This window comes from Variovorax sp. GW821-FHT09B01 (assembly GCF_059418345.1).
Window position 1 is genome coordinate 157,493 of sequence record NZ_JBWKPQ010000005.1, and the last position, 23,530, is coordinate 181,022.

Genomic DNA, 23,530 nt, shown 5'->3' on the forward strand with positions numbered 1-23,530 from the left:
GGGCTCGACGACCACAGTCACAGGACTGCCAATCTTCGACAAGGCGCGGCAGACCTTCAGCTCCTGCAGAAGGAGGAAGCACAAGCCTCCCGATCTTCCGCTCGTCAGTAGCCGGGGATCCGCTACCTGCCCGTCTACGCAGCAACGGCGGGCGAGGCGGACTGGCCACGGAGTCCGGCGCTCATGCGCAAGAACGATCGACAGCACCCTGTCAGAGCGCTTGCCAAGAGTACGAGCTGGCAAACATCAACAGCACGAAGCCAACCGGTCCGTCAAGCGCCTGACGGGCGGAAACTTATCGACGGTGACGATCGAGTGCCAGCGCCGGACGAAGGATTTGGCAAATGGGTCTCGCCCCTCACCAGCAAGCACTTCCTACATCACAGGACGACACGAGGATGTATCGACCACAGCGCCTGGTCTGTTTCCGACGTCACACGCGGCCTCGTCATACCCAACGACGCTACCGAAGGTGCCGGACCGGCTCCATACCCCATACCGGCGTATCGATCCCTTCCATTCGCGCCTTCAACTGCAGCGCAAGGTAGAGCGAGTAGTGGCGCGACTGGCTGAGATTGCCACCGTGGAACCACAGCGCCGTCTGGCAGGTCGGCTTCCACATGTTTCTCAACTCACCCTCCCAAGGGCCTGGATCTCGGGCGGTGTCAGACCCCACCCCCCAGCACTTGCCCACCCGATCGGCCACCTCTGGAGACACGATGTCCGCCACCCACGCATTCATCGAGCCGTACCCGGTGGCGTACACCAGCAGGTCAGCCTCCAACGTCTCCCCGCTGGTCAGCACCACGCGGTCGGCCTCGATGCGTGCGATGCCCACGCCGCTGCGCAAGCCAATCTTGCCCTCGGCTACAAGTTCCGAGGCACCGACATCGATGTAGTACCCAGATCCACGGCGCAGGTACTTTGTGTGCAAGCCTGAACCATCCTCCCCGAAGTCGAGCATGAAGCCAGCATTGCGCAACCGCGCATAGAACTCAGCATCCGCCTCGGCGATCTCTTCGTAGATCGGTACATTCATCTGCGCCGAGAGCTTCAGCGGCGTGGAAGCCTGGATCAAGTCAGCACGCTCCGCATCGATGCCACGCTCGAGCGCGTCCTCGGAGTAAAGCTTGCCGATCACGCGTTGCATCAAGGTGTCGGACTTGACGATCAGCGTCGACGAACGCTGGAGCATCGTGACCTGCGCGCCGTGCTCCCACAGATCCGCGCAAATGTCGTGGGCCGAATTGTTCGAGCCGAGCACCACGCAGCGCTTCCCGCGCCAGGCTTCGCCGCCTTCGTAGGCACTCGAGTGGGATTGCGTGCCCGTGAAGGTCTCGTGTCCTTCGATGACCGGCGTGCTCGGATAGCCTGAGACGCCAAGCGCGAAGACCAGTTGCTTGGGCCGTAACACGATCGCCTCACCCTCGCGCTGCACCCTGACCACCCACTCTTGCGCGGCTTCGTCATAGCATGCGCTTTCGCAACTCGTGGACGACCAGTAATTGATCTCCATGATGCGGGTGTACGCTTCGAGCCAGTCCCCGAGCTTGTCCTTGGGCGTGAATACTGGCCAGTCCTCGGGAAAGGGCAGGTAGGGAAGATGGTCGTACCACACAGGATCGTGCAGGCACAACGACTTGTAGCGCTGGCGCCAGGAATCCCCTGCCTTTGCATTGCGCTCGATCACAAGGGTAGGCACATCCAGGCGACGCAGTCGCGCCGCCAGCGCGATGCCGCCTTGCCCGCCGCCAACGATGACGCAATAGGGCTGCTCGGTACGGCCAAGTGCCGCCGCTTCGCGCTCGCGCTCCTCCAGCCAAGTCGTGCGCCCCGGCCCGTAGTGGTGGGCGGTTCCCAACGGACGCCGACGCCCCTTGCGTTCCTCGAAACCCTTGAGTTCGCGCAAGGCGGTAAAGAAGGTCCAGCATTGGCCGGCGCGCAGTCGCAGGTGCCCCTGGCCTCGTCCCACTGCAGTCTCGAAACGGAACCATGCACTCACGACCTCGCCTTCGCACTGCACACTTGCGCGATCAAGCGCCCAGGCGATCGAGCCGTCCATCCGCGGTAGCACATGCGAGAGCATCTCTCGTACCGAAGCCACGCCCTCGACCGTCTTGATGTTCCAAGTGAACGCAAGGAAGTCGCGCCAGAAGCAGTCGGGCTCGAACAAGCCATCCAGCGCCTCCAGCTTTTGCTGGGATAGTGTGTCGGCCAGGGCTTCGAGCCACTCAGCGACTTGTGCGGCAGCCGTGGAAGAGTTTTCGGAATCGGAAGAGGTTTGGACGATCATGGGGAAAGTGGCGGGGGTTGTCTCTATTGCTCTCGTGGGGCTCTCGCGAGGTGGATTTTCAATCAGGGAGGTTCTGGAGATGACACGCTGCCTGGTGCCCACCACCCTTGTCCTCCAGCACTGGCGCCTCGCTGCGACAGCGGTCGAATGCATGACGGCAGCGGGTATGGAAATGGCAGCCAGCAGGCGGGTTCACCGGGCTCGGCACGTCACCCTTGAGCACGATGCGCCGATGGCCCTTGGCTTGACCAGGCGCAGCCGACAGCAATGCCTGTGTGTAAGGATGGCGAGGCGCGGCGAACAGATCGCGCGCAGTGCCTTGCTCAACGATACGGCCGAGGTACATCACTGCCACGCGGTGCGTCATGTGTTCGACGATACCCAGGTCGTGGCTGATGAACAGCAGCGCCAAGCCGAGCTCGGCCTGCAAGTCCTGCAGCAGGTTGACGATCTGCGCCTTCACTGACACATCGAGCGCCGAGACCGCTTCATCGCAGATCATGAGCTGGGGATTCGAAGCCAATGCGCGCGCGATGCAGATGCGCTGGCGCTGGCCGCCCGAGAACTCATGAGGATAGCGGCGCGCGGCATCGCGCGGCAGCCGCACGAGGTCCAGCAATCGCTCCACGCGGGCGCGTTGCGCTTGCTCAGACAGATGAGGCTCGAAGTTTTCGATGGGCTCGGCCAGCACCTGCGCGACGGTCATGCGCGGGTTGAGGCTGGCGAACGGGTCTTGGAACACAACTTGCAACTTCTGCCGCATCGGCCGCAATTGCCGTGCGGACAGGTTGTCGATGCGCTGTCCGTCCAGTCGCACTTCGCCTGCGGTGAGGTCGAACAGGCGCAGCACCGATCGACCGACGGTCGATTTTCCGCATCCCGACTCACCCACCAGCGACAGGGTCTCGCCACGCTCCACATGGAACGAGACGCCATCCACCGCATGCACCTTCCCCGTCGCCTGACCAAGCCAGCTGCGCTTGAGCGGAAAGTGCTTCTTCAAGTCCTTGACTTCGAGCAGATGGCTCATGCGACAAGCTCCATGGGATTCGTCTCGGCGGGCGCGTGATGGCAGGCCGCGAAATGGCCGCTGGACTTGGCTTCGAGCGCGGGCATCGCCCGATGGCACAGCTCGGTCGCCTGGGCACAGCGGCCAGCAAACAGGCAGCCGTCGATGCGCTGCTTCAGACTCGGAACCATGCCCGGAATCTCGGCCAGCCGCGAACGCTGGCCATGCTGCGACGCTCCAGGCCGCGGAATCGCCGCGAGCAGGCCGCGCGTGTAGGGATGCCGTGGGCGCGCGAGCAACTCCGCGACCGGCGCCTCCTCGACCTTGCGACCGGCATACATCACCATCACGCGCTCGGCCACGTCGGCGACCACACCGAGATCGTGCGTGATCAGCACGATGGCCGCGCCGGTACGATGCTTGAGCTCGGCCATCAGATCCAGGATCTGCGCCTGAATGGTGACGTCCAGTGCGGTTGTCGGCTCATCGGCAATCAGCAGCTTCGGATTGCAGGCGAGCGCCATCGCGATCATCACGCGCTGCCGCATCCCGCCTGACAACTGGTGCGGATACTCGTGCAGACGGCGCTCGGGGGCCGGAATTCCCACCAGCTGCAGCATCTCGACGGCACGCCTGGCGGCCGCGCGCTTGTCGAGCTTCTGATGCAGGCGCAGCGTCTCGGCGATCTGGAAGCCCACCGTCAGCACCGGGTTCAGGCTCGTCATCGGCTCCTGGAAAATCATGGAGATCTCGTTGCCGCGCACCGCGCGCAGCGCGGCGTCGTCGAGCGCCAACAGGTCGCGCTGCTGGAAACGGATGCGCCCCGCGATCTTGGCTGGCGGCTCGGGCAACAGGCGCAGCAATGACATCGAGGTGACGGACTTGCCGCATCCCGACTCGCCCACGATCGCCAGCGTCTCGCCTTCGTTCACGTGAAACGACAGACCATCGACGGCGCGGTTGATGCCGTCGGGCGTACGAAAGTGCACGCGCAGGTTCTCGACTTCAAGCAGTGCCATCTCAGATCCCCTTGGCCACGCGCGGGTCCAGCGCATCGCGCAACCCGTCGCCCAGCAAATTGATGGCCAGCACCGTGGCCGACAGGAACACGGCCGGGATGAAGACGATGTAAGGCTTCACCTGCCACAGTGCCCTGCCCTCGGCCATGATGTTGCCCCACGAGGGCGTCGAGGGTGGAATGCCTGCCCCGATGAACGACAACATGGCCTCGATGATCATCGCGCTGGCGCAGATGTAGGTGGCCTGCACCATCATTGGCGCGATCGTGTTGGGCAGGATGTGGCGCCGGATGATTCGCAGCGTAGGCGTACCTGTAGTGATGGCCGCGTCCACGTAAGCCTGCTCGCGCAGTGAGAGCACCACGCCGCGCACCAGCCGCGCCACGCGCGGGATTTCCGCGATGGTGATGGCGATGATCACATTGCCGATGCTGCCACGCGTGAGCGCCATCAGCGCGATGGCCAAAAGAATCGGGGGAATCGACATGAGCGCATCCATTGCGCGCATGACCGGCCCGTCCGCCCAGCGCACGAAACCCGACAGCAGACCGATCGCGAGCCCGATCGCGGTGGCAATGCAGGCCACCGAAAACCCCACGACAAGCGAAACCCGTGTACCCAGAAGCACACGCGAGTAGACGTCGCGACCGAGCATGTCGGTGCCGAACCAAAATTCGGCAGACGGTGCACGCGTGCGCCGCGCCGGCGCGATCGCGCTCGGGTCCACAGTGCCGAGCCAGGGGGCAAAGAGTCCGATCAGCACCAGGACCAACAGCAGGCCCCCGCCGATGGCGATCGTGGGATGGCGGCGGACGAAGCCAATCCAGCCGCGACGCACCTTTACCGGCGGCAGCAGTTCGGGCTGCGTAGCAGCCTCGGACGCAGGCACGGGCATCGTGCGCACTTCCATGGGAATGTGAAAGGAGTTCAATACCTGATCCTCGGATCTAGCAAGGTGTACGAGACGTCGATCAACAGGTTGATCAGCATGTAGACAAAGCTGAACATCAGTACCACCCCCTGGATGACGGGGTAGTCGCGTCGCAGGATAGCGTCCACCGTGAGCCGACCAATGCCCGGAATGGCGAAGACGCTTTCGGTAACCACCGCACCGCCGATCAACATGGCAATGCCCAGCCCGATAACGGTGACAATCGGCACCGAGGCATTTTTCAGCGCATGCACGAACAGTACGCCACGGCTCGCGAGTCCCTTGGCCCGCGCGGTACGCACGTAGTCTTGCTGCAGTACCTCCAGCATGGTGGTTCTGGTGATGCGTGCGATCAGTGCGACATAGCCGAAGCTCATCGTCAAGGCCGGCAGCAACAGCCGCTGCAGCCAGGGCCATGCACCCTCTGATAGCGGCACGTAGCCCTGCACCGGCAGCCACTGCATCTGCAGCGCGAACACCCAGGCCAGCACGTAGCCGACGGCGAACACGGGGACCGAGAAGCCGAATACGGCGAAAGCCATGATGGCTCGATCGAACAGGCTGCCTGCCTTCCACGCGGCCATCACGCCCAACGGGACCGCGATCAGCACGGCAGTGACCAGCGTCATCACGAGCAACGAGACGGTGGCCTCCATGCGCTGGCCGATCAGCGCGGTCACCGGCGTGCCGGTGAAGATCGACTTGCCGAGATCAAAGTGCAGCACGCGCCACGACCAGTCGGCGAACTGCGCAAGGAAGGGACGCGACAGGCCGAGGCTCTCCCGAATTCGCGCGAGGTCCTCGGGAGTGGCCTGGTCACCCGCGATCATGGCGGCCGGGTCGCCCGGTGCCAGGTACAGCAGACTGAAGATGAAGAAAGCAACCATGGCCATCACGGGCAGCGTGGTTCCTGCGCGGCGAAGGATGTAAGCGAACATGGCGCTCAGTCTCTCGCGGCCGCGGCCATAGCTTCTTCGACCGCCGAAGGCGACTCGGGCAGCGACTGCCCTGCGTCGACGATCAGCGTCTGCCCGGTGATCGCGCCTGCCTCACGGCTCGCCAGGAACAGCGCGCCGTTGGCGATGTCCTCCACCCCCGCGAGGCGGCCAAACGGGCTCATCACGAGCTTCTTGCGCTGATATTCACTCTTGTGCGCAGGTTGCTCCTCAGTGCGCACATTGCCGGGCAGAACCGCATTCACCGTGATTCCCCAGGGCGCGAGCTCGATCGCAGCACAACGCATGAAGCCGAGTTGGCCAGCCTTGCTGGCTGCGTAGTGCGCATAGCCTGGATAGCCGCCGGTCGTGCCGGTGATCGAGCCGACGATGACGATGCGGCCATCGTGCCGCGCCTTCATCGCGTCGAGGCACGCCTGCACCGATAGAAAGGTGCCCTTGAGATTGACGCTGGTCATCGCGTCGAAGCCGTCCGCGGTCATCTCGTCGATGCGAGCGCGCGGAAAGATGCCGGCGTTGGCGCACAGCACGTCAATGGCACCGTAGCGCGCGAGAGCTTCCGCGGCCATGGCGCGTGTGGCCTTGGGGTCGGTGATGTCGGCGGCAAAGCCCGAGGCCGTGCCACCGATCTCCTGCGCGGTGCGCTGCGCGTCTTCCAGCCGCCGTGCCACCACGAGCACCTGCATGCCAGCCGCGGCAAAACGAGCCGCGATACCGCGGCCGATGCCTCTGCTTGCTCCGGTGACGATGGCCGTGCGGCCGTGCATGGACGCAAACATCAGTACGCCTCCTCGTCGCTGGCGCCGAAGCCCGTGAACGGTGCCGGGTCGATGAACCGGCGCAGCACGTTGGCGGTGATGCGGCTCACGTTGTTGTCGTACCCCCGGTGCGCAAGTGCCATGCCCCAGGCAATGGACCCGGTGGTGAATACAGCACCGCCGCGCGCGGTCGGGAAGAAAGTCATATCGGCACGGATCTGGTTGTTCTGATCGCCACCTAGACCGCGGTGGCTCACGCCGAACTCCTCGGGCGTGGCAAGCCCACCCGAGCCGAAGTCGTCGGCCGTGGCCACGCGCAGAAGGTGCGGTGGCGAGCCCAGGCGCGTGTCGACGCGATCAATCTCATGGCCGCCGGCGCCACCGCGCAGGCCGAAGTCGCCGATGACCTCCTGCTCGCCCACGCCCTCGAAGATGAAGGCAACGCGCGGATCGAGGCTGTCAGGTAGCCTCCTGTAGGCGCAGCCGCGGTCGAACACCTGGGCATCGAAACCCACGCCCACCAGGCGCTGCGGCGGACGTCCGTTGCTGCGCCACAGGCCGCTGGGTTCGCCGGTGCTCGACAGACCGTTCTCGCCAGGCTCGCCCTCCCAGGTGCGCGTTCCAGTGAGCCCGCGGCGGATCTCGATGCGACCGGGCTTCGTCGGATGGAAGGCCGTGCGCCAGTAGAAGCCGTTCCCGCCGAGATAGACGTGCCGACCGCCGCCGGCCTGATAAGTCTCGAAAGCATCGAGCATCTGCTGTGTGTAGTACTCCGGATGGCAGCCGGTGAGGACGCAGCCATAGCCCGCAAGCAACTGCGCACCGTGACGGTGAATGTCCGAGTCGGTGATGACGTCGTAAGAAATGCCCGTACTGTCGAGCCAGTCGATCACGCGGGTGTCCATCTGGTAGTAGCCACCGCCATGGGGGCGCATGTTCAGGATCGGCCGCGCGGCGCTGGCATAGCACCAACCGCTGCCGTCGGAATGTGTGTCGTAGGTCGACAGTCCGAGCTCGCGGTGCTCCTGCAGGTAGGCGTCGTCGGGGCCCAGTACAAGCAATTGTTCGAGCATCGCTTCGGTGGGCTGCAGGTCGAGGCGAATCGCGCTGTTCGAGTAGGCGAGGAAGGTGGCAGTCGAAGCCACGAAGGCTAGGCGCGCGCGCGCCTGGCCGGGCTGCGCGCCGACGAAGAATGGCACGTGACTCTCGGCGGGCTGGCCGTCGGTGTCTGTGGCACGCAGCCGCAGGGAGTAGAAGCCGCTGGGCCAGTCCGTCGGAATGTCCAGGGACAGATTGGTATTCCAACGGCAATCGTCGATGTCGTCGTTGTGGAAATGGATGGCCCCGTACTCCTCGGTCGCCTCGGTCCAGTGCGGTGTGCGTGCGCTCCAATTGGCGCCGGTCACGGCGCGCGTGGGCGCGTTGCGCAGCACGCCATGCAAGCCGTGAGGACCACGGTCTACGATGCGGTCGCTGCCGATGCCCTCCGAGAAGTCCCAGGCCGCGACGAGGTCGGCGTCACCGCGCGCGGGCCGCAGCGCGGCGGCGCTGGCGCGCAGGGCCTCGAGAGAATGCACGCCGGCATGCAGCCGTGGACGGTCGATCTTTCCATTGAAATGCGCTGCCGCCAGATGCTGCGTGCCGTCATCGCACAGGTGCGCCGCAAAGCTCAGCGGCAAGCCAGCGGGCCAGGCGGCGTGGCGCGGCGCCGAGCCTTTGTCCGAGGCACTGCGATCTCGCCCACCAAGAACATCGAGACTGTGCTGAAACACCGCCAACTGACCGCTGGTCGCGTCATAGCTTGCTCCGATGAACGCCCACTCCCGTTCAAGCAGCGCGCGAGAAGCGGTCGCCGAGCAAGTGTGGCCCGCGACTGCGACGGCGAAGCTCGCGCGGCCCTGCGCATCGAGGCCCAGGCGCCAGCCCTCCTGCGTGTCCTCGCGCCAACGCGCCACCACGGTCTGCGCGCCAGCATCGAGCAAGGTCGGCCAAACCCAGCAGCCGATGCTGAAAGAGCCCAGTGCGCGCAGCACCGGTGCATCGTCGACCAATCCACAGGAGCCGGCATGAATTGGTTGATGGGTGAGCGCGACCTCACCGTCTAGCGGCGAAGGCATTGCAATCAGCTGAACGCCGGGTCCCGATGGATCGGGATCGCCGCAGCGGATCTTCACAATTTGCGCGCGCGCCGAGGTGAGCGTGGCGCTGCTGAGCTTGAATTCGACGGTCGAGCCGCGGGCGACTTCGATCGGCGCGGCATATCCGATGACGGCAACGGTATTCAGCATGGGGGCCTCAGTCGAGGTTCAGGTTCGAGATCGATTCGCCGGTGAGCAATTCCCAGCGCAGGCAAAACACCGTCCACTCCGCATCCGCGATGCTCGTGAACACCTGTTCAGGGAAGGTCTTCAGCGGCTCGCCGCGCCGCGCCGGCAGTTGCGCCAGCATCCAGCGTCGACCCGGCTCCAACATGAGCAGCACGTGTCGCTGCCCCACCCCGGACCAGCGCATCCGGTAGAGCACCTGCTGCAGCTCCAGGCTGTAATGCCCGCGCGGCATGCGACGGAACTCGCGTGCCAGGTCGAGCCGCGTGGGATCGATGAGGTAACGCGCCTGGGATGCGTCTGTGGTGAGCATGGACGGGCCACTTTCGTGATGGCGAAGGAGGATCGCGATCGCCGCGGATCAGGCCTTCTTGATGTTGTGGAACAGCGGCGAGCCGTCAAGCATGCCGCCCAGGCTCTTGCGGTATGCGGCCGGCTGCAGCATCAGTCCCGTCGGGATGTAGGGCACATCCTGGAAGGCCTGTAGCTGCATCTCGCGGGCCAAGCGCTGCTGCTCCGGGAGTGCGGCGGCGCCGAAGAAAGCATCGAGCAGCGCCTCGTGCTTGGCGCTTTCGGGCCAGCCGAATGTGCCCTTGGCCCCGACGCCGCGCATGTAGGTGTGCAACGGCGGGCTGGTAGTGATGATGCCCGGCACGAAGTTACAAAACAGGCTCCAGCCGCCCTTGTCGATCGGCTGCTTGGAGGCCAGGCGCTGCAGCACCGTGCCCCAGTCGAGCGACTGGTAGTCGAGGTTGATGCCCACGCGCTTGAAGTAATCACCTGCCACTTCGCTCATCGCGTTGAGCACCGCGAAGTCGGTCGGCACCAGCATCACCACTTTCTCGCCCTTGTAACCTGCTGCGGCAAGGTCCTTCTTGACCTTTTCGAGGCTCCTCGCGCTCGTGAGAGATGCCATGCCACCGTCGTTGGCGTAGGGCGTGCCCGGCAGGAAGAAGCCCACGTTGTCGCGCCAGCGCAGCTTGTCCTCGCCCATCGCGGCCATCATGTAGTCCGACTGCGTGATGCCCGCAAGCAGCGCGCGGCGTACCGCGGGTTTGTCGAAGGGCGCGTTGAGCTGATTGAAGCGAATCATCGCCATCGAGCCGGCCTTGTCGTGGACCTGCACGTTGATGTCCTTGTGGCCACGCAACACCGGGATCAGGTCCGGGATGGGCTGCTCCCACCAATCCACCTCTCCGGACTGCAACGCTGCAGCGGCCGTGGCGGCGTCGGGGATGGTGTGCCACTCCACGCGATCGACATAGGCGATCTTGGCGCCCGAGGTGAAGGCTGGTGCCCCCTCACGAGGGACGTAGCCCGCGAACTTCTGATACACCACGCGCGACCCCGGCACCCGTTCGCCGGGCACGAAGCGAAAGGGCCCGCTGCCCACCATCTCCGTCACCTGCACTGACGGCTCGGTGGCGGCCAAACGCGCCGGCATGATCGGACACATGCCGCTGGTCTTGCTCAGTGCGAGCGGTAGCAAGGGAAACGGCTTCTTGAAGCGAAAACGCAGGGTCTTGTCGCTCGGCGCGCTGAGCTCGTCGAGTTGCGCGCGCATCAGCTGCCCCAGCACGTCGACCTTGGCCCAGCGCTCGATGCTGGCAACCGCATCGCGCGCGAGCACTGGAGTGCCGTCATGGAACGCGAGCTTGTCGCGCAGCGTGAGCGTCCAGGTCTTGCCGTCATCGCCGACCTGATGCCCGGCAACCATCTGCGGCTGCGGCTGGAACTGGTTGTCCATGCCGTAGAGCGTGTCGAACACCATCATCGCGTGATTGCGCGTGACCAAGCCCGTGGTCTGCACCGGGTCGAGCAGCGCGAGGTCTGCCTGCGGGACGAACTTGATCACCTTGGCCTGTTGGCCGATGGCGAAGCCCGGCATCAATGCACCGGCGGCGCCGGCCTTGAGGACATCTCTGCGTTTCATGCGAATCTCCAGGAGCGATGAGGGATGGGTCGAAGGTCTTTGGGGAAAGCGGGCCTCAGGCGGGCTCGGTTGCGAGCGCGGCGCGACGCAGGCGCTCCATCACGCGCGGATCGTTTTGCGGCGGCAGCGCGGCACGGCTGTGGCGCAACTCGGCAAAGGCGTCGTCGGTACGCTCGAGCGTGCGGGCTACGTCCTCGGGCGTGAGCGCCGCATTGATGAACATGTTGTGGTATGGATGCAGATAAACCCCGCGGCGTACGGCAGCCGCGGTCCATGCATAGCCAACGCGCATATCGGCGTCGTCCTCGAAAAAGATCTGGGGCATCTGCACGGGGCCGGTCTGACGCAACGCGAAACCGTGGCTGGCAGCTTGCGCTTGCAGCCCATCACGCAGCAGCTGACCCGTGTGCATGATGCGTTCGAGGTAGTCGGTGTCGCGGACCAGTTGCAGTGTGGCAATCGCCGCTTCCATTGGAACGGCAGAGAACCAGAAGGAGCCTGTCACGTAAATGCTTTTGGCCGCGTCGCGCGCTTTCTCCGAACCCAGCATGGCCGAGATCGGATGGCCGTTGGCGATGCATTTACCCCATGTGCTTAGGTCAGGCTGCACGCCGAGCGCGGACCAACTGCAGTCACGCGCCATGCGAAAGCCCGCGCGCACGTCGTCCACAACCAGCAGCGCATCGCGTTCGTCGCACACCCGCCGCACGGCACGCGCATAGTCAGCGCCCGGCAGGTATTGGTCGCTGAAGGCTTCGTGGCGAAATGGCGTGGCGAAGATGCCTGCAAGATCGTCGCCGGCGAGTTCGACAGCCGCCGCCAGGCTGTCCAGATCGTTGTAGCGGAACGGGATGATGTGCGCGCGATCTTCGGGCGTGCTTCCCGCGGCCTGCGGCATGCACCACGGCGCCGCGCCGTGGTAGGCGCCTTGAGCCAGAAGCACCTTGCGGCGCTGGCGATGAGCCCGCGCGCACACCAGCGCCATGGCCGTAGCGTCGGTGCCGTTCTTGCAGAACATCGCCCAGTCCGCATGGCTCACTGTGTCGACGAACAGCTCGGCCAGTCGCACCATCGCGTCACTTGGGCCGGTCATCGTGTCGCCGCGCTGCGCCTGCGCACGTGCGGCTGCCTCGACCGCCTCGTGACCGTAGCCCAACAGGTTAGGGCCGAAGGCACACATGTAGTCGATGTACTCGTTGCCGTCCACGTCCCAGAGCCGCGTGCCCTGCGCGCGCTGGAAGAATTGGGGAAAGTCCGCCGGCAGCAGCCGCGTGGATTCATGGCCGTACATGCCGCCTGGCATGACGCGCTGCGCACGCGCTTGAAGCGCCTTGTCCTGGGTATTCGTCCACATGGAAGCCGTCCTTTGATGGGGTTGATGTCGATGTCTTCGCTGCGACACGCCGGTTGGCGCGCCGTCTTAGTCGATAGTAATTGATAGAAAATTCGACTTCAACAAAAATTTGGGGCTCAGGAGGCTCACGTCAGGATGGTGCACTGCAGCGGAAAAGCGCACCTATTTCGCTCACGCATGAGCGACACGCGAGCAGAACCGGCACTGACGCAAGGACAATGCCAAGACGAATACTATTAAAAGATTATTCGAATAAGAACGCGGAAAACCCGCATGCCCGAACCGAGGCCCCGGGGCCCCGGCGTCTCAACGTCGAGGCTCCAGCACCTCGGGCATGAAACAGCGCAGGTAGACAACGGCCGCACGCACCGACTCAGTGATGTACTCGTCGGTGATGCGCCCGTGGGCGCTGTACGACAGCGCCCAGACGCCATCGGAAATCGCAAGCGCAACGGCCAGGCGTTTCTCGAAATCAGGGATGCGGGGCGTCTCGAAGTAGCGCACGAACTGGTCCACCCGCATGCGCGTGAGCACCGTGTTGCCGTGCATGTCGAGGTTGCGTACCTGCACGCTCACGCCCGCTCCCATGAACAGGCGCAAGGCCGCCGGGTGTGCGTTCAAGTAGGAGGACGAGCGCCGCTGGTTGCGCTCCACCATCTCCTGCCAGGTCTCTGGCATCGGGTCATGCGGCTGCGCGGCCAGGCGCCACAGCTCGGCATGGAAGCGCTGGGCCAAGGCGACGAAGGCCGCGTTTCGGTTGGGGAAGAAGTGATACACCGAGGCCAGCGGCACGCCAGCGATGTCGGCAATCTGCGCCAGGCTGATCTCTTCGTTCTGATTGTCAGCCAGCAACTGCTCCGTCGCGTCGAGCAACGCGTCGAAACGCTCCTGGGCGTGCTTTCGCACGGGATTGCGGGGGCCGCTGCGCGGCCGGGCGACGGGTTCGGAACTCATGGGGCCCTCAGGCTGATACGGAAGCATCCCAGCTTCCCGGATGAGGCCGATCCTAGCGCGCCGCCCGCCTTGTGCTCTTCACACATGCCCAGACAGCGCGATGTTGTCGCTCCTCTCGTGTACGAGCCAGTGGTCCGCATGTGATAGGTTGCACTGCGCCGCCGAAATGGGGCTGGCGGGCCTGCACCCGCGACGCTATGGAGCGCGCGAGCCAGAGTTCTTCGTCTGTACCCAGGGAGATCCTCTTGTATAGCCTAGCGCTACCGTGCTGCCAACCCGACATCAACAAGAAGGCCCCGCGTGCGACATCCGGCGACGCGGCGGCGGCGTAAATCAACGTGCACCACGAACCGCAGCATGGAGCCAGCCGAGCTGGCCCCCAGGTTAGCGCGACCATCTCTGCGTGATGTCTGCGCTCTAAGCGGAGCTCGCGCCGGAACCTGGCCGTAGCAGGTCGAAGACCTCAGGCCAAGCGCTTGCCCAGCCCAAAGCTTCGTCACCACTTCACGCGCACGCCCACTCCCGCATTGATCGAGCTGCCCACGCGTGCCACGCTCCCCCGAGGCCCACTGCTTGCCCAGTTCGCTATACAGGCTCGTGCGCTGGCTCACCGCCAGCGTGAAGCCCGCGGCCAGCTCAATGCTGGTGCCGCCGATCGGTGCGCCCACCGGCGTGATCGCCGCCGGATTCACGAAGCGGGCGACGTCGTTGCCCCTTTGACCGCATTCGTGCGCATCGGACGTCAACACTGGCGAGCCAATGCTCTATTCATGAAAAAGACCGTGCCGAGCAAGGAAGCTGCGAGGATGCCGATAGCGACCCAGGCGAGAGATGCAGAACCCGTGCGGTCAAGCAAGATGCCCCCGACCACGCCACCAGCTGCGACAGCCGTGTTCCATCCCGTCGTGTACATGGACTGGGCGACATCCACCGACTCGCCCGCAAACCGAGATAGCGCCGTCTGCGTGATGGTGGCAAACCCGCCGACCGCTAGTCCCCAAATGGCCACGGAGGGATACACCATCTGAGGAACAGTGCCCCAGACCCCGAGCAGCAGTGAGGCAATGGCAAATACGAGAATGCTTGCCACGGCGAGGAACTGGAGCCGGCGATCAACCAGCGCACCGACCAACCATAGCCCAATGATGGAGCCCAGGCCAAAGGTGAACAGGACAACGTCCACGTTTGCGGCCAGGCCGGATGGTTGCAGGAACGGCTCAACGTAGATGTAAAGAACGTTGTGGGCCACGACGAAGGTGAGCACCACGAACAACACCGCACGGATCCCAGTTCTGAGGAAGACGCGCGCAAGGGACTGGCGCTGATCGCGGCTTTGGCCAGCGAAATCCGGCACGACCACAAGTACCCAGACGATGAGCAACAGCGCCAGTACGGTCATCAGACCAAAAGCACTTTGCCATTCAATGTGGCGCCCCAGCAGCGCGCCGAGAGGCACGCCTAGCACCAGCGCGATAGTCGCGCCCGCGCCGGAGATCGCAATGGCGCGCCCGCTCAAATGGGACGGCGACATCCGAACGGCGTAGCCAGCCAGCAGTGACCAGACGATGCCGCCAAACACGCCCGCAAAAAATCGCGCTACCAGCGACACAGTGTAGTCACTGGAAAGCGCGGTGATTAGATTCACCGCCGCAAATCCGAAGATCGCGAACAGCAGCAGCGGGCGACGACGCATGCCTTGCGTCAGCGTGGTTACTGGAATTGCAGCAACAAGGGCGCCCACAGCGTAGGCGGTGATGAACTGCCCGGCTAGGCTTTCAGAGACGTTCAGGCCTTCGGCAATGGAAGACAGCAGGCCAGCGGGCATGATCTCGGTAAGCAAAGTAATGAATGCTGCCATGGCCAATGCAAGTAATCCTCCGACGGGCAATCGTTCCGCGTTCGGGCACGAAACGGACGAGGTGGTGTGGTTCATCAAACAGATTCCTTAGTTCAGTGAGTTGCAGCTCGCGACGGAGCACGACGTCGCAATAGTGCATCCTCGTCCACTAAGAAAAGATAGGCTACAGTGAACAACACTTATGACGCACAAGTCATTAATGGTGAGGTCACATGGAAAGCCTTGGTTCTTTAGATATATTCGTGCGGGTGGGCGAATCTCGCAGCTTCACTGCGGTGGGGCAACAATTGGGTATTTCAGCGTCCGCAGTGAGCAAGGCCATCGCACGACTGGAAGATCGGCTGGGTACACGGCTATTTCATCGCTCTACCCGCACCGTCATACTGACTCCCGAAGGCTTCAATTTTCTGGAGCGTTGCCGGCGCATTCTGTGTGAGTTGGAGCAGGCGCAGGATGAGCTGGCCCTGTCCCAAAGTTCGCCACGTGGCAAACTGCGTGTTAGCCTCCCCTCGGTTGGTTTGTTGTTCATGCCGCACTTCGCGCAGTTCAATCGCCAGCATCCTGACATCGAGCTGGATATAGACTGCACTGACCGTTTGGTGGACGTGATCGAGGAGGGATTCGATGCCGTCATTCGCACCGGGGAGCCCAAGGATTCGCGTCTGACTGCACGCAAGCTCGGCACTTATCGTCGAACCATGGTGGGCTCACCTACTTACTTAGAGGCGCACGGTGTACCGCAGAATCCAGAGGATTTGCTGCAACACCGTTGCCTCCTCTATCGCTACCCCAGCAGCGGCAAGATAGATGCGTGGCCCCTCAGCAAGAAAGGTGAAAAGGTTTTTCTGGAACTATCGAACTCGATGGTCACAAATACCCTTGAACCGTTGCTCTGCTTCGCAGAATCTGGGCTCGGAATCGCCTGCATGCCCGATATCGCCATTCGTCGTCAATTAGACACTTGTACGCTAGTCCCAGTGCTCGACGAATTCAATTGCGACGTCACTACCTTGCGCGTGCTGTGGCCTTCGAGCAAACATCTCTCGCCCAAGTTGAGAGTCTTCATAGACTATATGACAGAGCACCTTTCCTTGAGATAGGTATGTATTCCGTTCGTATCTGAGTTGGGCTGGTGTGTTGCAGGCCACACAGTGGGATGGGCTGCTGCCGGTTTCGTGGACACCGGCCTAAGCTTTTTAGACTGCCCCGGGTCTGGTAGACAGGCCCCGCCCGACCTTCGCGTTCTGCGTGCCCCCTGACCACCCGGTCTAGTTGAGCTCACAAAGAGTGAATGAACACCTCACTCAGGAGGGACGCGCGAAATTGCACGGCAGCGCTTCCGTTTGTCGCTCGGTCGTCCTGCGCCGCACCGCGGCCTTGACGGGCAAGTGAACGTTTACACTTACTTCCTGTGATGCATCATTTGACGCATCATCAGATCACCACGGGGCAAGAACGACGTGAATCCCAAGACCAGGAAGCCATCTCTCAAGAGCGGGGAGCGGGCAGAGTCCCAGCGGCAGCGAATTCTGAAGGCTGCAAAGGAATGCTTTGTCGAGGATGGACTTCATGCGGGCACGATCGCGCGAATCAGTGAATCGGCACAAATGAGCCCGGGACTGATCTACCGCTATTTCTCGAGCCGGGAAGAAATCGTGGTGGAGCTTGCGCAGCACGAGATCAGTTCCAACAGCGCAGTGAGCTTGGTCGGCTTGGCGCCGAAAGTATTCGCCGCCCGATTCTGCGAATACTTGCGCCGCTGGCGGGCAGGCGATCCAGAAGTTTTGAGTGCAACGCTGATTCTCGAGCTGAGCGCCGAGGGCACACGCAACGAGGCCATCGCGCGCCAAATCACCGAGGTGGACACGCAAGCCAATACGTCGCTGACGGCCTGGTTGTCCGACCTTGCTCAGAAGTCTGGCAAGCCGCTGAATGAGGAGGAGCTTGCGATTTCGGTCCTTACGCTTCAGGGCTTTCTCGACGGTCTTCTTCTTCGAGCGGTGCGGGAGTCCGCACTCGACATCGATGCTTCCGGCAAGGCGCTGGAGAATCTCATCGCCTTGCTCGTTCCCCCTCAGCCCACTACATCCATGTGACTGCTGGCCAGTCAGTAGCTCTTGGCTGCATCGGAAGATTCACCACAGGAAAGGTGCCCTTTGGGCAAGGCATCTGTGACGCTTACACTCCCCACGCCAACAAAGCTTCGACTTTACCTCGCAGCATCCAACCGCAGGTCGAAACTCCGAAGTGAGGCCCTCTCTGTGGGATGCGCGAGCCCGCAGAGGCGGAGGCTCAACTGCAAGCCAGCGCGTGCCCAGCACTGTCTGACCGATGGCACCGCGATCGACACAGGCACGGCGACCCAAGCTCATGTCTTGCCCACGTGATCGCTGCTGCTTGCAGCGCCGAAGTGTTCGATGTCCTGAGCGACTACCGCCAGCGCAAGTTAACGCTCGAGCGAGCAGCGGCAGTTGCACGCTTTGCCCAGAGCAGTATCTTCGACGCTCACGCGTGGTGCTCGGCCGCGGGCACGGTGCGATGTGCAGCAAGACAGGCCAGTACGCTCGAGATCACGAAGACCAGTGCCAACGCTTCGAGCGCTGTCGGTAGTCTGTGCTCCCACACGAGGCCGTAAATGAGCGCGAAGACGGTTTCGAAGAGGATCATCTGGCCCACGAGCGTCAGTGGGAGCAGGCGACTCATTCGATTCCACAGCGCATTGCCGGCGATGGAGGCGATCAGCGCCACCCCCAGCGACACCATTGCAAAGCGGGCCCATTGATTCGCGTCGTGATGCGCAGACTGCAGCAGCATGGCCAACGGAAGAAGGAGCAGGCTTTGGGCGCCTGTAACAACACCAGTCAACAGGTTCCAGTCATGCCCGGATATGCCCTGCAGTCGCTTCAGGCTGCGCGCATTGCCAACAGCAAATGCCGTCCAGGAGACGAGCGCACCGACAGCGCATGCGAGGCCGAGCAACTGGGTCACCGCGCTCCCGGCGCTTAGCCTGGCCAACGCCTCCCAACCGATGAAGACAGCGCCCCCCGCACTCAGCATCAGAGAGGGAATGAGCGCTTTGAACGGCACGGCACCGTCGTCACGACTGCCTATGACCGTCACGGCCACCGGCAAGAAGCCGATGACCAGGGAGGTCATCGCAATGCCCCCCATCTGGACTGCACTGGCAAGGAGGATGTAGTAGACGATATTGCCGGCCAGCGCGAGCCAAGCCAGGCTCATCCAATGCGAGCGCGACAGATGGCACACCAGAGCATGCCAGCGCGGCGCGAGCAAAAGCACAGCAAGAGCGCCATAGCAAAGATAGCGACCGATGCTCAACTGGAGAGGGCTGAAGTCTCGGACCAACTCGGGCGCCAAGAAAACCAAGCCCCATAGCGCACCGGCGCCAGCACCACAGGCGACCCCCAACGCCTTGTTGGTCGGCGCCTCGGGAACGGTCTGTGCTGGAGAAGTCGAAGTCATCCCCGCACTTTATCTTCGGTACACTGATTAATTCGCCTGAAAAACGTGCCCCAAACGCAACATTCACTCGCCATGAGCAGGATCCCGAACGCCGACTTCGTCCTCGACCGTCAGGATCGAGCCATCCTGCGAATCCTCCAGTGCAACAACAAGACACCCCAGCGGGTCATCGCCGACGAGGTCAACCTGTCGGCTGCAGCGGTGCAGCGCCGGATCGCGGCGATGGAAGCCGAGGGCGTCATCGTCGGAAATGTGGCGATCGTCAATCCAGAGGCAGTTTCGGCCACCATCACGTCTATCGTGGAAGTGCAGCTTGTGGACGAGCGCGCCGCAACGGTTGATCGCGCGAAAGCGCTCTTTCGCGACACGCCAGAAGTGCAGCAGTGCTTCTACGTGACAGGGGGCATCAGCTGCGTGCTCATCATCGTCGCACCCAACATGCGCAGCTACGAAGGCCTGACGAGGCGCTTGTTCGCAGAGAACGAGGCAGTCAAGAGCTTCCGCTCACTGGTTGCGCTCGATCGTGTAAAAACAGAGACCTCGATCGTCATTCCTTGAGATGCGGCGCCCCGGTCGTGGTGGATCGTTGGCATCCGATCATGGACCTCCATGAAGACCCAGGACGGCATGATCTTTGGTGATCGCCGCGCCGCGTCTCACGAGTTCCACGCAGCAACCGTTGAAAAATTTGCGTGTCGGTCGATTCACGCAGATGACCTTTCCAGCTCCGTGTTTGCACGTTGACCACCCAGGGCAAACGAGAAGGAATTCAGGAACTCCGGCTGGCAGGCGGGCGGCGCCCCGAGTCCGGCGCGCCGCCTCCCGAGTCACTTGGCCAGGAATTCTTCGGCCGACTTGCCCGCCTCAAGCGCGGCCTTGAACCACGCCGGCCGCGGACCGCGACCACTCCACACATTGCCATTCTGGTCCCGATATTTCGGTGCAGACGCACTAGATTTCCCGCCTTGCTTGCGGCCAGGCTTTACTGCGGTGACCTTGCGCGCACGACCGCGCCCCACGCCAGCACCAGCGCCAACACCTAGTTCTGCGGCAGTGAATCCGTAGACGGCAATCGCCTCTTTGATGCGCGCCAGCACCTCGTCGGCCTCCTGCTTGCGCAGATGATCGGCTTCTTTCTGCAGTTGTTCGATCTGCTTCTGAATCTCGAGGAATGTCTTCTTGGCCATTGCTTTGGGTGTCCTGGTAATTAGAGGTGGCGTTTTATCATAAAAATTGACCCCTCCCATTAGGAGGATTCCATTTTTTTGCCTTTCCACGCATTTCGACCGCCAAGTCTTTGGCAAGCGATCAGATGAATCAAGATTTCATTCGCCATCAATGAAAACGTTCGACTCAACCGAAACGGCTGGAATGCAGGTCGAGAAAGGGCACCACTGCGCAAGGTTCGGTGACTCTGCAATGCCGATCGCCACAAGCGCCTTTGCGCCAAGGCATGGAACAATTTCGTAACACTTGGGTGTCCAATTTGGTGTATCGCAGACCCTATCTATCTGAGTGCCCGTGCTTGCGCTATCTGCTATCTGAAGTCCCTGCTCTGGGTCGCAGTCGCAAGCCGGCCCAACAAGAAAGTTAGATCTTCCAGGCGCGATGCGACAAGATTCTTGACTTCTCCCTCGCGCTGCCAATGGCCATGGACCGCCAAGAGTTTTGCCCCCAATAATTCGTTTCGCTGCAGATCCCGCAGACCTTTCCAAACGATGACCTGCACCACCCCAGTTTCGTCTTCCAACGAAACGAAGACCGTTCCCTTGGCCGTTTCCGGTTGCTGCCTCAGGGTCACGATGCCGCAACAGCTCACCTGTTCACCGTTTTCGATGGCATCCAATTCGTACGCCGACAAAAATCCATGCCGGGTCAGACGCTCGCGCAGAAGACACATGGGATGACGACGAAGCGTCAGACCAGTTGAGGCGTAGTCGAACACGATCTCCTCGCCTTCGGCTGCCTCCACGAGCTCCAGGACATCCTCACGGACTGGCGCCTCACGCAGCAGCTCGGGCGCCGCTCGCAGCCCCGCCGCGTCCCATACTTGCTGACGCCGATGTCCAGAAAGACTCTTGAGAGCGTCGGCTGCTGCCAGCAGTTTCATCTCGTGTAAATCGAGTTGCGCGCGTCTAGCGAGATCCTCCGCGTCATCAAAAACCTGCTGCGTGCGTGCCGCCACGATGCGTTGTGCCGAAGCGAACTGAAGACCAGTGATCATGCGCAGTCCCAGACGCACTGCCGGCTCATGCAGCAAGTCTTCCAAGGTGCAATCCCAGTCGCTGCACATGACGTCCACCGCGCGCACTTCGACGCCGTGGCGGCGCGCATCCTGCACCAGCTGCGAAGGTGAGTAGAAGCCCAGTGGCTGCGAATTCAGCATAGCCGCCAAAAATTCCGCAGGATGATGACATTTGATCCAGCAGCTCGAATAGACGAGCAGCGCAAACGAAGCGGCATGGCTTTCCGGGAAGCCGTACTCACTGAACCCTTTGATCTGCTCGAAAATGGCTTTCGCGAAGCCTTCCTCATAGCCTCGAGCCGTCATGCCATTGACGATTTTCGAGTAGTAGTGTTCCAGCCCCCCTTTTCGTCGCCATGCCGCCATCGAGCGACGAAGCCCGTCGGCCTCTCCGGGGGTAAAGCCGGCTGCCAGGATCGAGATCTGCATGACCTGCTCCTGGAAAACCGGCACGCCCAACGTGCGCCCGAGCGCCTCTCTGAGCGCTTCGCTGGGAAAGACAACAGGCTCCTTGCCTTGGCGTCGGTTGAGGTACGGATGCACCATGCCGCCCTGGATTGGCCCCGGACGCACGATGGCCACTTCGATCACAAGATCGTAGAAGCAGCGCGGCTTCAGCCGCGGCAGTATGCTCATTTGCGCGCGGCTCTCGATTTGAAAGACGCCCACGGTGTCGGCCTTGCAGATCATGTCGTAGGTGGCGGGGTCTTCTGAAGGAATGTCCTGAACGCCGAAGATGCACCCCTTTCTCAGACCGATGAAGTCCAGCGCCTTGCGAATCGCCGTTAGCATCCCCAGTGCCAAGCAGTCGACTTTGAGCAACCCGAGCGCATCGAGATCGTCCTTGTCCCACTCGATGACCGTGCGATCAGGCATTGACGCGTTTTCAATGGGTACCATGCGACACAGCGGCCCCTTGGTGAGCACGAAACCACCGGTGTGCTGGCTCAGGTGCCTTGGAAAACCGATGAGCTGCTCAGTCAGGTGCATCAACTGCTGAACCTGCAGCGACGCGAGTGACAATCCGTTTTCCTGCAACCGCTCGGGGCGGACCTGCCCTCCGTCCCACCACAGGTGCCCCTTGGCCAAAGCATCGATCACCTGCGCAGACATCCCGAGCGCCTTTCCGACGTCGCGGATGGCACTCTTGGGGCGATAGCTAATCACCACGCCAGTGATCGCAGCGCGGTCGCGTCCATATTTTCGGTAGAGGTACTGCAGCACCTCCTCTCGACGCTCGTGCTCAAAATCTACATCGATATCCGGCGGCTCGTTGCGCTCCCTCGAGATGAAGCGCTCAAACAACACGCTCATGCGGGCAGGGTCGACTTCCGTGACGCCGGTGCAATAGCACACGACGCTGTTAGCCGCACTGCCGCGGCCTTGGCACAGAATGTGGCGCGAGCGCGCGAATGCCACGATATCGGCCACCGTGAGAAAGTAGTGCTCGTACCTCAGGTCCGCGATCAGTGCGAGTTCGTGTTCGATCTGCACTTGCGCCTTGGCAGGAATGCCATCCGGCCAGCGACGCCCTGCCCCCTCGTAGGTAATGCGGCGCAGATAGCTCGCCGGCGTCTCACCCGCCGGGACCACTTCGTCGGGATACTGGTAGCGAAGCTCGTCGAGGTTGAAGTTGCACCGCTCGGCCACCTCGAGCGTGCGCGCGAGCAATTGCGCGTCGTAGGTCTGTGCGAGACGAAGCCGCGTACGCAGATGGCGCTCTGCGTTGGGCTGCAGATCCAGGCCGCATGCAGTCAGCGGCTTTCCCAGGCGCGTGGCCGTCATCACGTCCTGCAGCGGCTTTCGCGAACGGACATGGAAGTGCACATCGCCCGCGGCGACAAGCGGGATGGCGGTCTCTTTGCTCACCTGGTTGAGTCGATGAAGCCACATTTCATCGTTGAGCAATCGCAGCTTTTCCACGGCGAACCAACAGCGCCCGGTGAATTCATCCAGCAGCCAGCGCCCGATCCCGTGCAACTGCGCAGGAGTTGCCATGCGCTGCGGCGAAGCCAGCACCACGCACCCATTGAGCTCTGCGCCACTAATCTCCCTGCGCCGAAGGCGGTAGCTCCCCTTTTCCGATGCGCGACGTAGTTTGGTGATGAACTGAGCCAGATTGCCGTAGCCCTCGAGGTGGCAAGCCAGCACCGTGAGCGTGAAGGCAACCGCATCTGCATCCGTGTCATCAGGCTGCACAAGGAACTGACTGCCGATGAGCAGCTTCAGGCCTTGCTCTTTGGCCGCGACGTGGGCGCGCACCACACCGGCCAGACTGCATTCATCGGTGATTGCCAGAGCCGAGTAGCCCAGTTGCTTTGCCCTCTCGACGAGCTCTTCCGGGCGGCTCGCCCCACGCAGGAAACTGAAGTTGCTCACGCACTTCAGCTCGGCATAGGCGGGCAATTGCATG

19 protein-coding genes are annotated in these 23,530 nt (G+C 62.6%); 4 read left to right on the top strand and 15 right to left on the bottom strand.

What is annotated here, in order from left to right; all coding sequences use genetic code 11:
- Window positions 1-463 precede the first annotated feature (463 nt).
- The 12 genes from AC07RV_RS17560 to AC07RV_RS17615 all read right to left on the bottom strand — a co-directional run bounded on the left by AC07RV_RS17560 (window position 464) and on the right by AC07RV_RS17615 (window position 15,464).
- On the bottom strand, window positions 464-2,293 hold the full coding sequence (locus AC07RV_RS17560) for an NAD(P)-binding domain-containing protein (protein ID WP_492713752.1): 1,830 nt from the start codon (window positions 2,291-2,293) through the stop codon (window positions 464-466).
- Between the two features lie 58 nt (window positions 2,294-2,351).
- Window positions 2,352-3,323: an ABC transporter ATP-binding protein gene (locus tag AC07RV_RS17565; RefSeq protein ID WP_492713754.1), complete on the bottom strand. Its 972-nt coding sequence runs from the start codon at window positions 3,321-3,323 to the stop codon at window positions 2,352-2,354.
- Window positions 3,320-4,321 carry an ABC transporter ATP-binding protein gene (locus AC07RV_RS17570; protein ID WP_291785475.1) on the bottom strand — a complete coding sequence of 334 codons (1,002 nt, stop codon included), beginning with the start codon at window positions 4,319-4,321 and terminating at the stop codon, window positions 3,320-3,322. Before AC07RV_RS17570 ends, AC07RV_RS17565 begins: the two co-directional genes overlap by 4 nt.
- Window position 4,322: 1 nt before the next feature.
- Window positions 4,323-5,231, bottom strand: a complete 909-nt coding sequence (locus tag AC07RV_RS17575; protein ID WP_431513140.1) for an ABC transporter permease — start codon at window positions 5,229-5,231, stop codon at window positions 4,323-4,325.
- Window positions 5,232-5,248: 17 nt separating this feature from the next.
- Window positions 5,249-6,190: an ABC transporter permease gene (locus AC07RV_RS17580; protein WP_492713756.1), complete on the bottom strand. Its 942-nt coding sequence runs from the start codon at window positions 6,188-6,190 to the stop codon at window positions 5,249-5,251.
- 5 nt (window positions 6,191-6,195) lie between these two features.
- Window positions 6,196-6,987 (bottom strand): SDR family NAD(P)-dependent oxidoreductase, encoded by a 792-nt coding sequence (locus AC07RV_RS17585; protein WP_492713758.1) that lies wholly within the window; start codon window positions 6,985-6,987, stop codon window positions 6,196-6,198.
- Window positions 6,987-9,254: a N,N-dimethylformamidase beta subunit family domain-containing protein gene (locus tag AC07RV_RS17590; protein ID WP_492713760.1), complete on the bottom strand. Its 2,268-nt coding sequence runs from the start codon at window positions 9,252-9,254 to the stop codon at window positions 6,987-6,989. Before AC07RV_RS17590 ends, AC07RV_RS17585 begins: the two co-directional genes overlap by 1 nt.
- Window positions 9,255-9,261: 7 nt before the next feature.
- Complete coding sequence (locus AC07RV_RS17595; protein ID WP_208507354.1) at window positions 9,262-9,603, bottom strand: N,N-dimethylformamidase alpha subunit family protein; 342 nt, start codon at window positions 9,601-9,603, stop codon at window positions 9,262-9,264.
- Window positions 9,604-9,651: 48 nt separating this feature from the next.
- Entirely contained in the window at window positions 9,652-11,178 is a 1,527-nt protein-coding gene (locus tag AC07RV_RS17600; protein ID WP_492713762.1) for an ABC transporter substrate-binding protein, read from the bottom strand.
- A gap of 100 nt (window positions 11,179-11,278) precedes the next feature.
- Complete coding sequence (locus AC07RV_RS17605; protein WP_431513144.1) at window positions 11,279-12,577, bottom strand: aminotransferase class III-fold pyridoxal phosphate-dependent enzyme; 1,299 nt, start codon at window positions 12,575-12,577, stop codon at window positions 11,279-11,281.
- A 306-nt stretch (window positions 12,578-12,883) separates the two neighbouring features.
- Entirely contained in the window at window positions 12,884-13,531 is a 648-nt protein-coding gene (locus AC07RV_RS17610; protein ID WP_208507351.1) for a TetR/AcrR family transcriptional regulator, read from the bottom strand.
- Between the two features lie 742 nt (window positions 13,532-14,273).
- Window positions 14,274-15,464, bottom strand: coding sequence for an MFS transporter (locus AC07RV_RS17615; RefSeq protein ID WP_492713765.1), 1,191 nt, complete (start codon window positions 15,462-15,464; stop codon window positions 14,274-14,276).
- A gap of 137 nt (window positions 15,465-15,601) precedes the next feature.
- On the opposite strand from AC07RV_RS17615, the gene AC07RV_RS17620 reads away from it, so the two are divergent.
- Both AC07RV_RS17620 and AC07RV_RS17625 read left to right on the top strand, forming a co-directional pair.
- Complete coding sequence (locus AC07RV_RS17620) at window positions 15,602-16,489, top strand: LysR family transcriptional regulator (protein ID WP_492713767.1); 888 nt, start codon at window positions 15,602-15,604, stop codon at window positions 16,487-16,489.
- A gap of 360 nt (window positions 16,490-16,849) precedes the next feature.
- Window positions 16,850-17,485 (top strand): TetR/AcrR family transcriptional regulator, encoded by a 636-nt coding sequence (locus AC07RV_RS17625; RefSeq protein ID WP_208507348.1) that lies wholly within the window; start codon window positions 16,850-16,852, stop codon window positions 17,483-17,485.
- A 409-nt stretch (window positions 17,486-17,894) separates the two neighbouring features.
- Here the strand turns inward: AC07RV_RS17625 and AC07RV_RS17630 are convergent, their stop codons facing one another.
- Window positions 17,895-18,872: a DMT family transporter gene (locus tag AC07RV_RS17630; protein WP_492713769.1), complete on the bottom strand. Its 978-nt coding sequence runs from the start codon at window positions 18,870-18,872 to the stop codon at window positions 17,895-17,897.
- 72 nt (window positions 18,873-18,944) lie between these two features.
- Between AC07RV_RS17630 and AC07RV_RS17635 the strand changes: the two genes are divergently transcribed.
- Complete coding sequence (locus AC07RV_RS17635; RefSeq protein WP_208507346.1) at window positions 18,945-19,430, top strand: Lrp/AsnC family transcriptional regulator; 486 nt, start codon at window positions 18,945-18,947, stop codon at window positions 19,428-19,430.
- Window positions 19,431-19,481: 51 nt separating this feature from the next.
- Entirely contained in the window at window positions 19,482-19,616 is a 135-nt protein-coding gene (locus AC07RV_RS17640) for a hypothetical protein (RefSeq protein ID WP_492713771.1), read from the top strand.
- An 83-nt stretch (window positions 19,617-19,699) separates the two neighbouring features.
- Here AC07RV_RS17640 and AC07RV_RS17645 read toward each other — a convergent pair whose 3' ends face one another.
- Both AC07RV_RS17645 and AC07RV_RS17650 read right to left on the bottom strand, forming a co-directional pair.
- Window positions 19,700-20,059: an H-NS histone family protein gene (locus AC07RV_RS17645; RefSeq protein WP_492713773.1), complete on the bottom strand. Its 360-nt coding sequence runs from the start codon at window positions 20,057-20,059 to the stop codon at window positions 19,700-19,702.
- Between the two features lie 350 nt (window positions 20,060-20,409).
- A complete protein-coding gene (locus AC07RV_RS17650) occupies window positions 20,410-23,529 on the bottom strand; it encodes an error-prone DNA polymerase (protein ID WP_492713775.1) in 3,120 nt (1,039 codons plus the stop codon).
- Between the last annotated feature and the right edge of the window lies 1 nt (window position 23,530).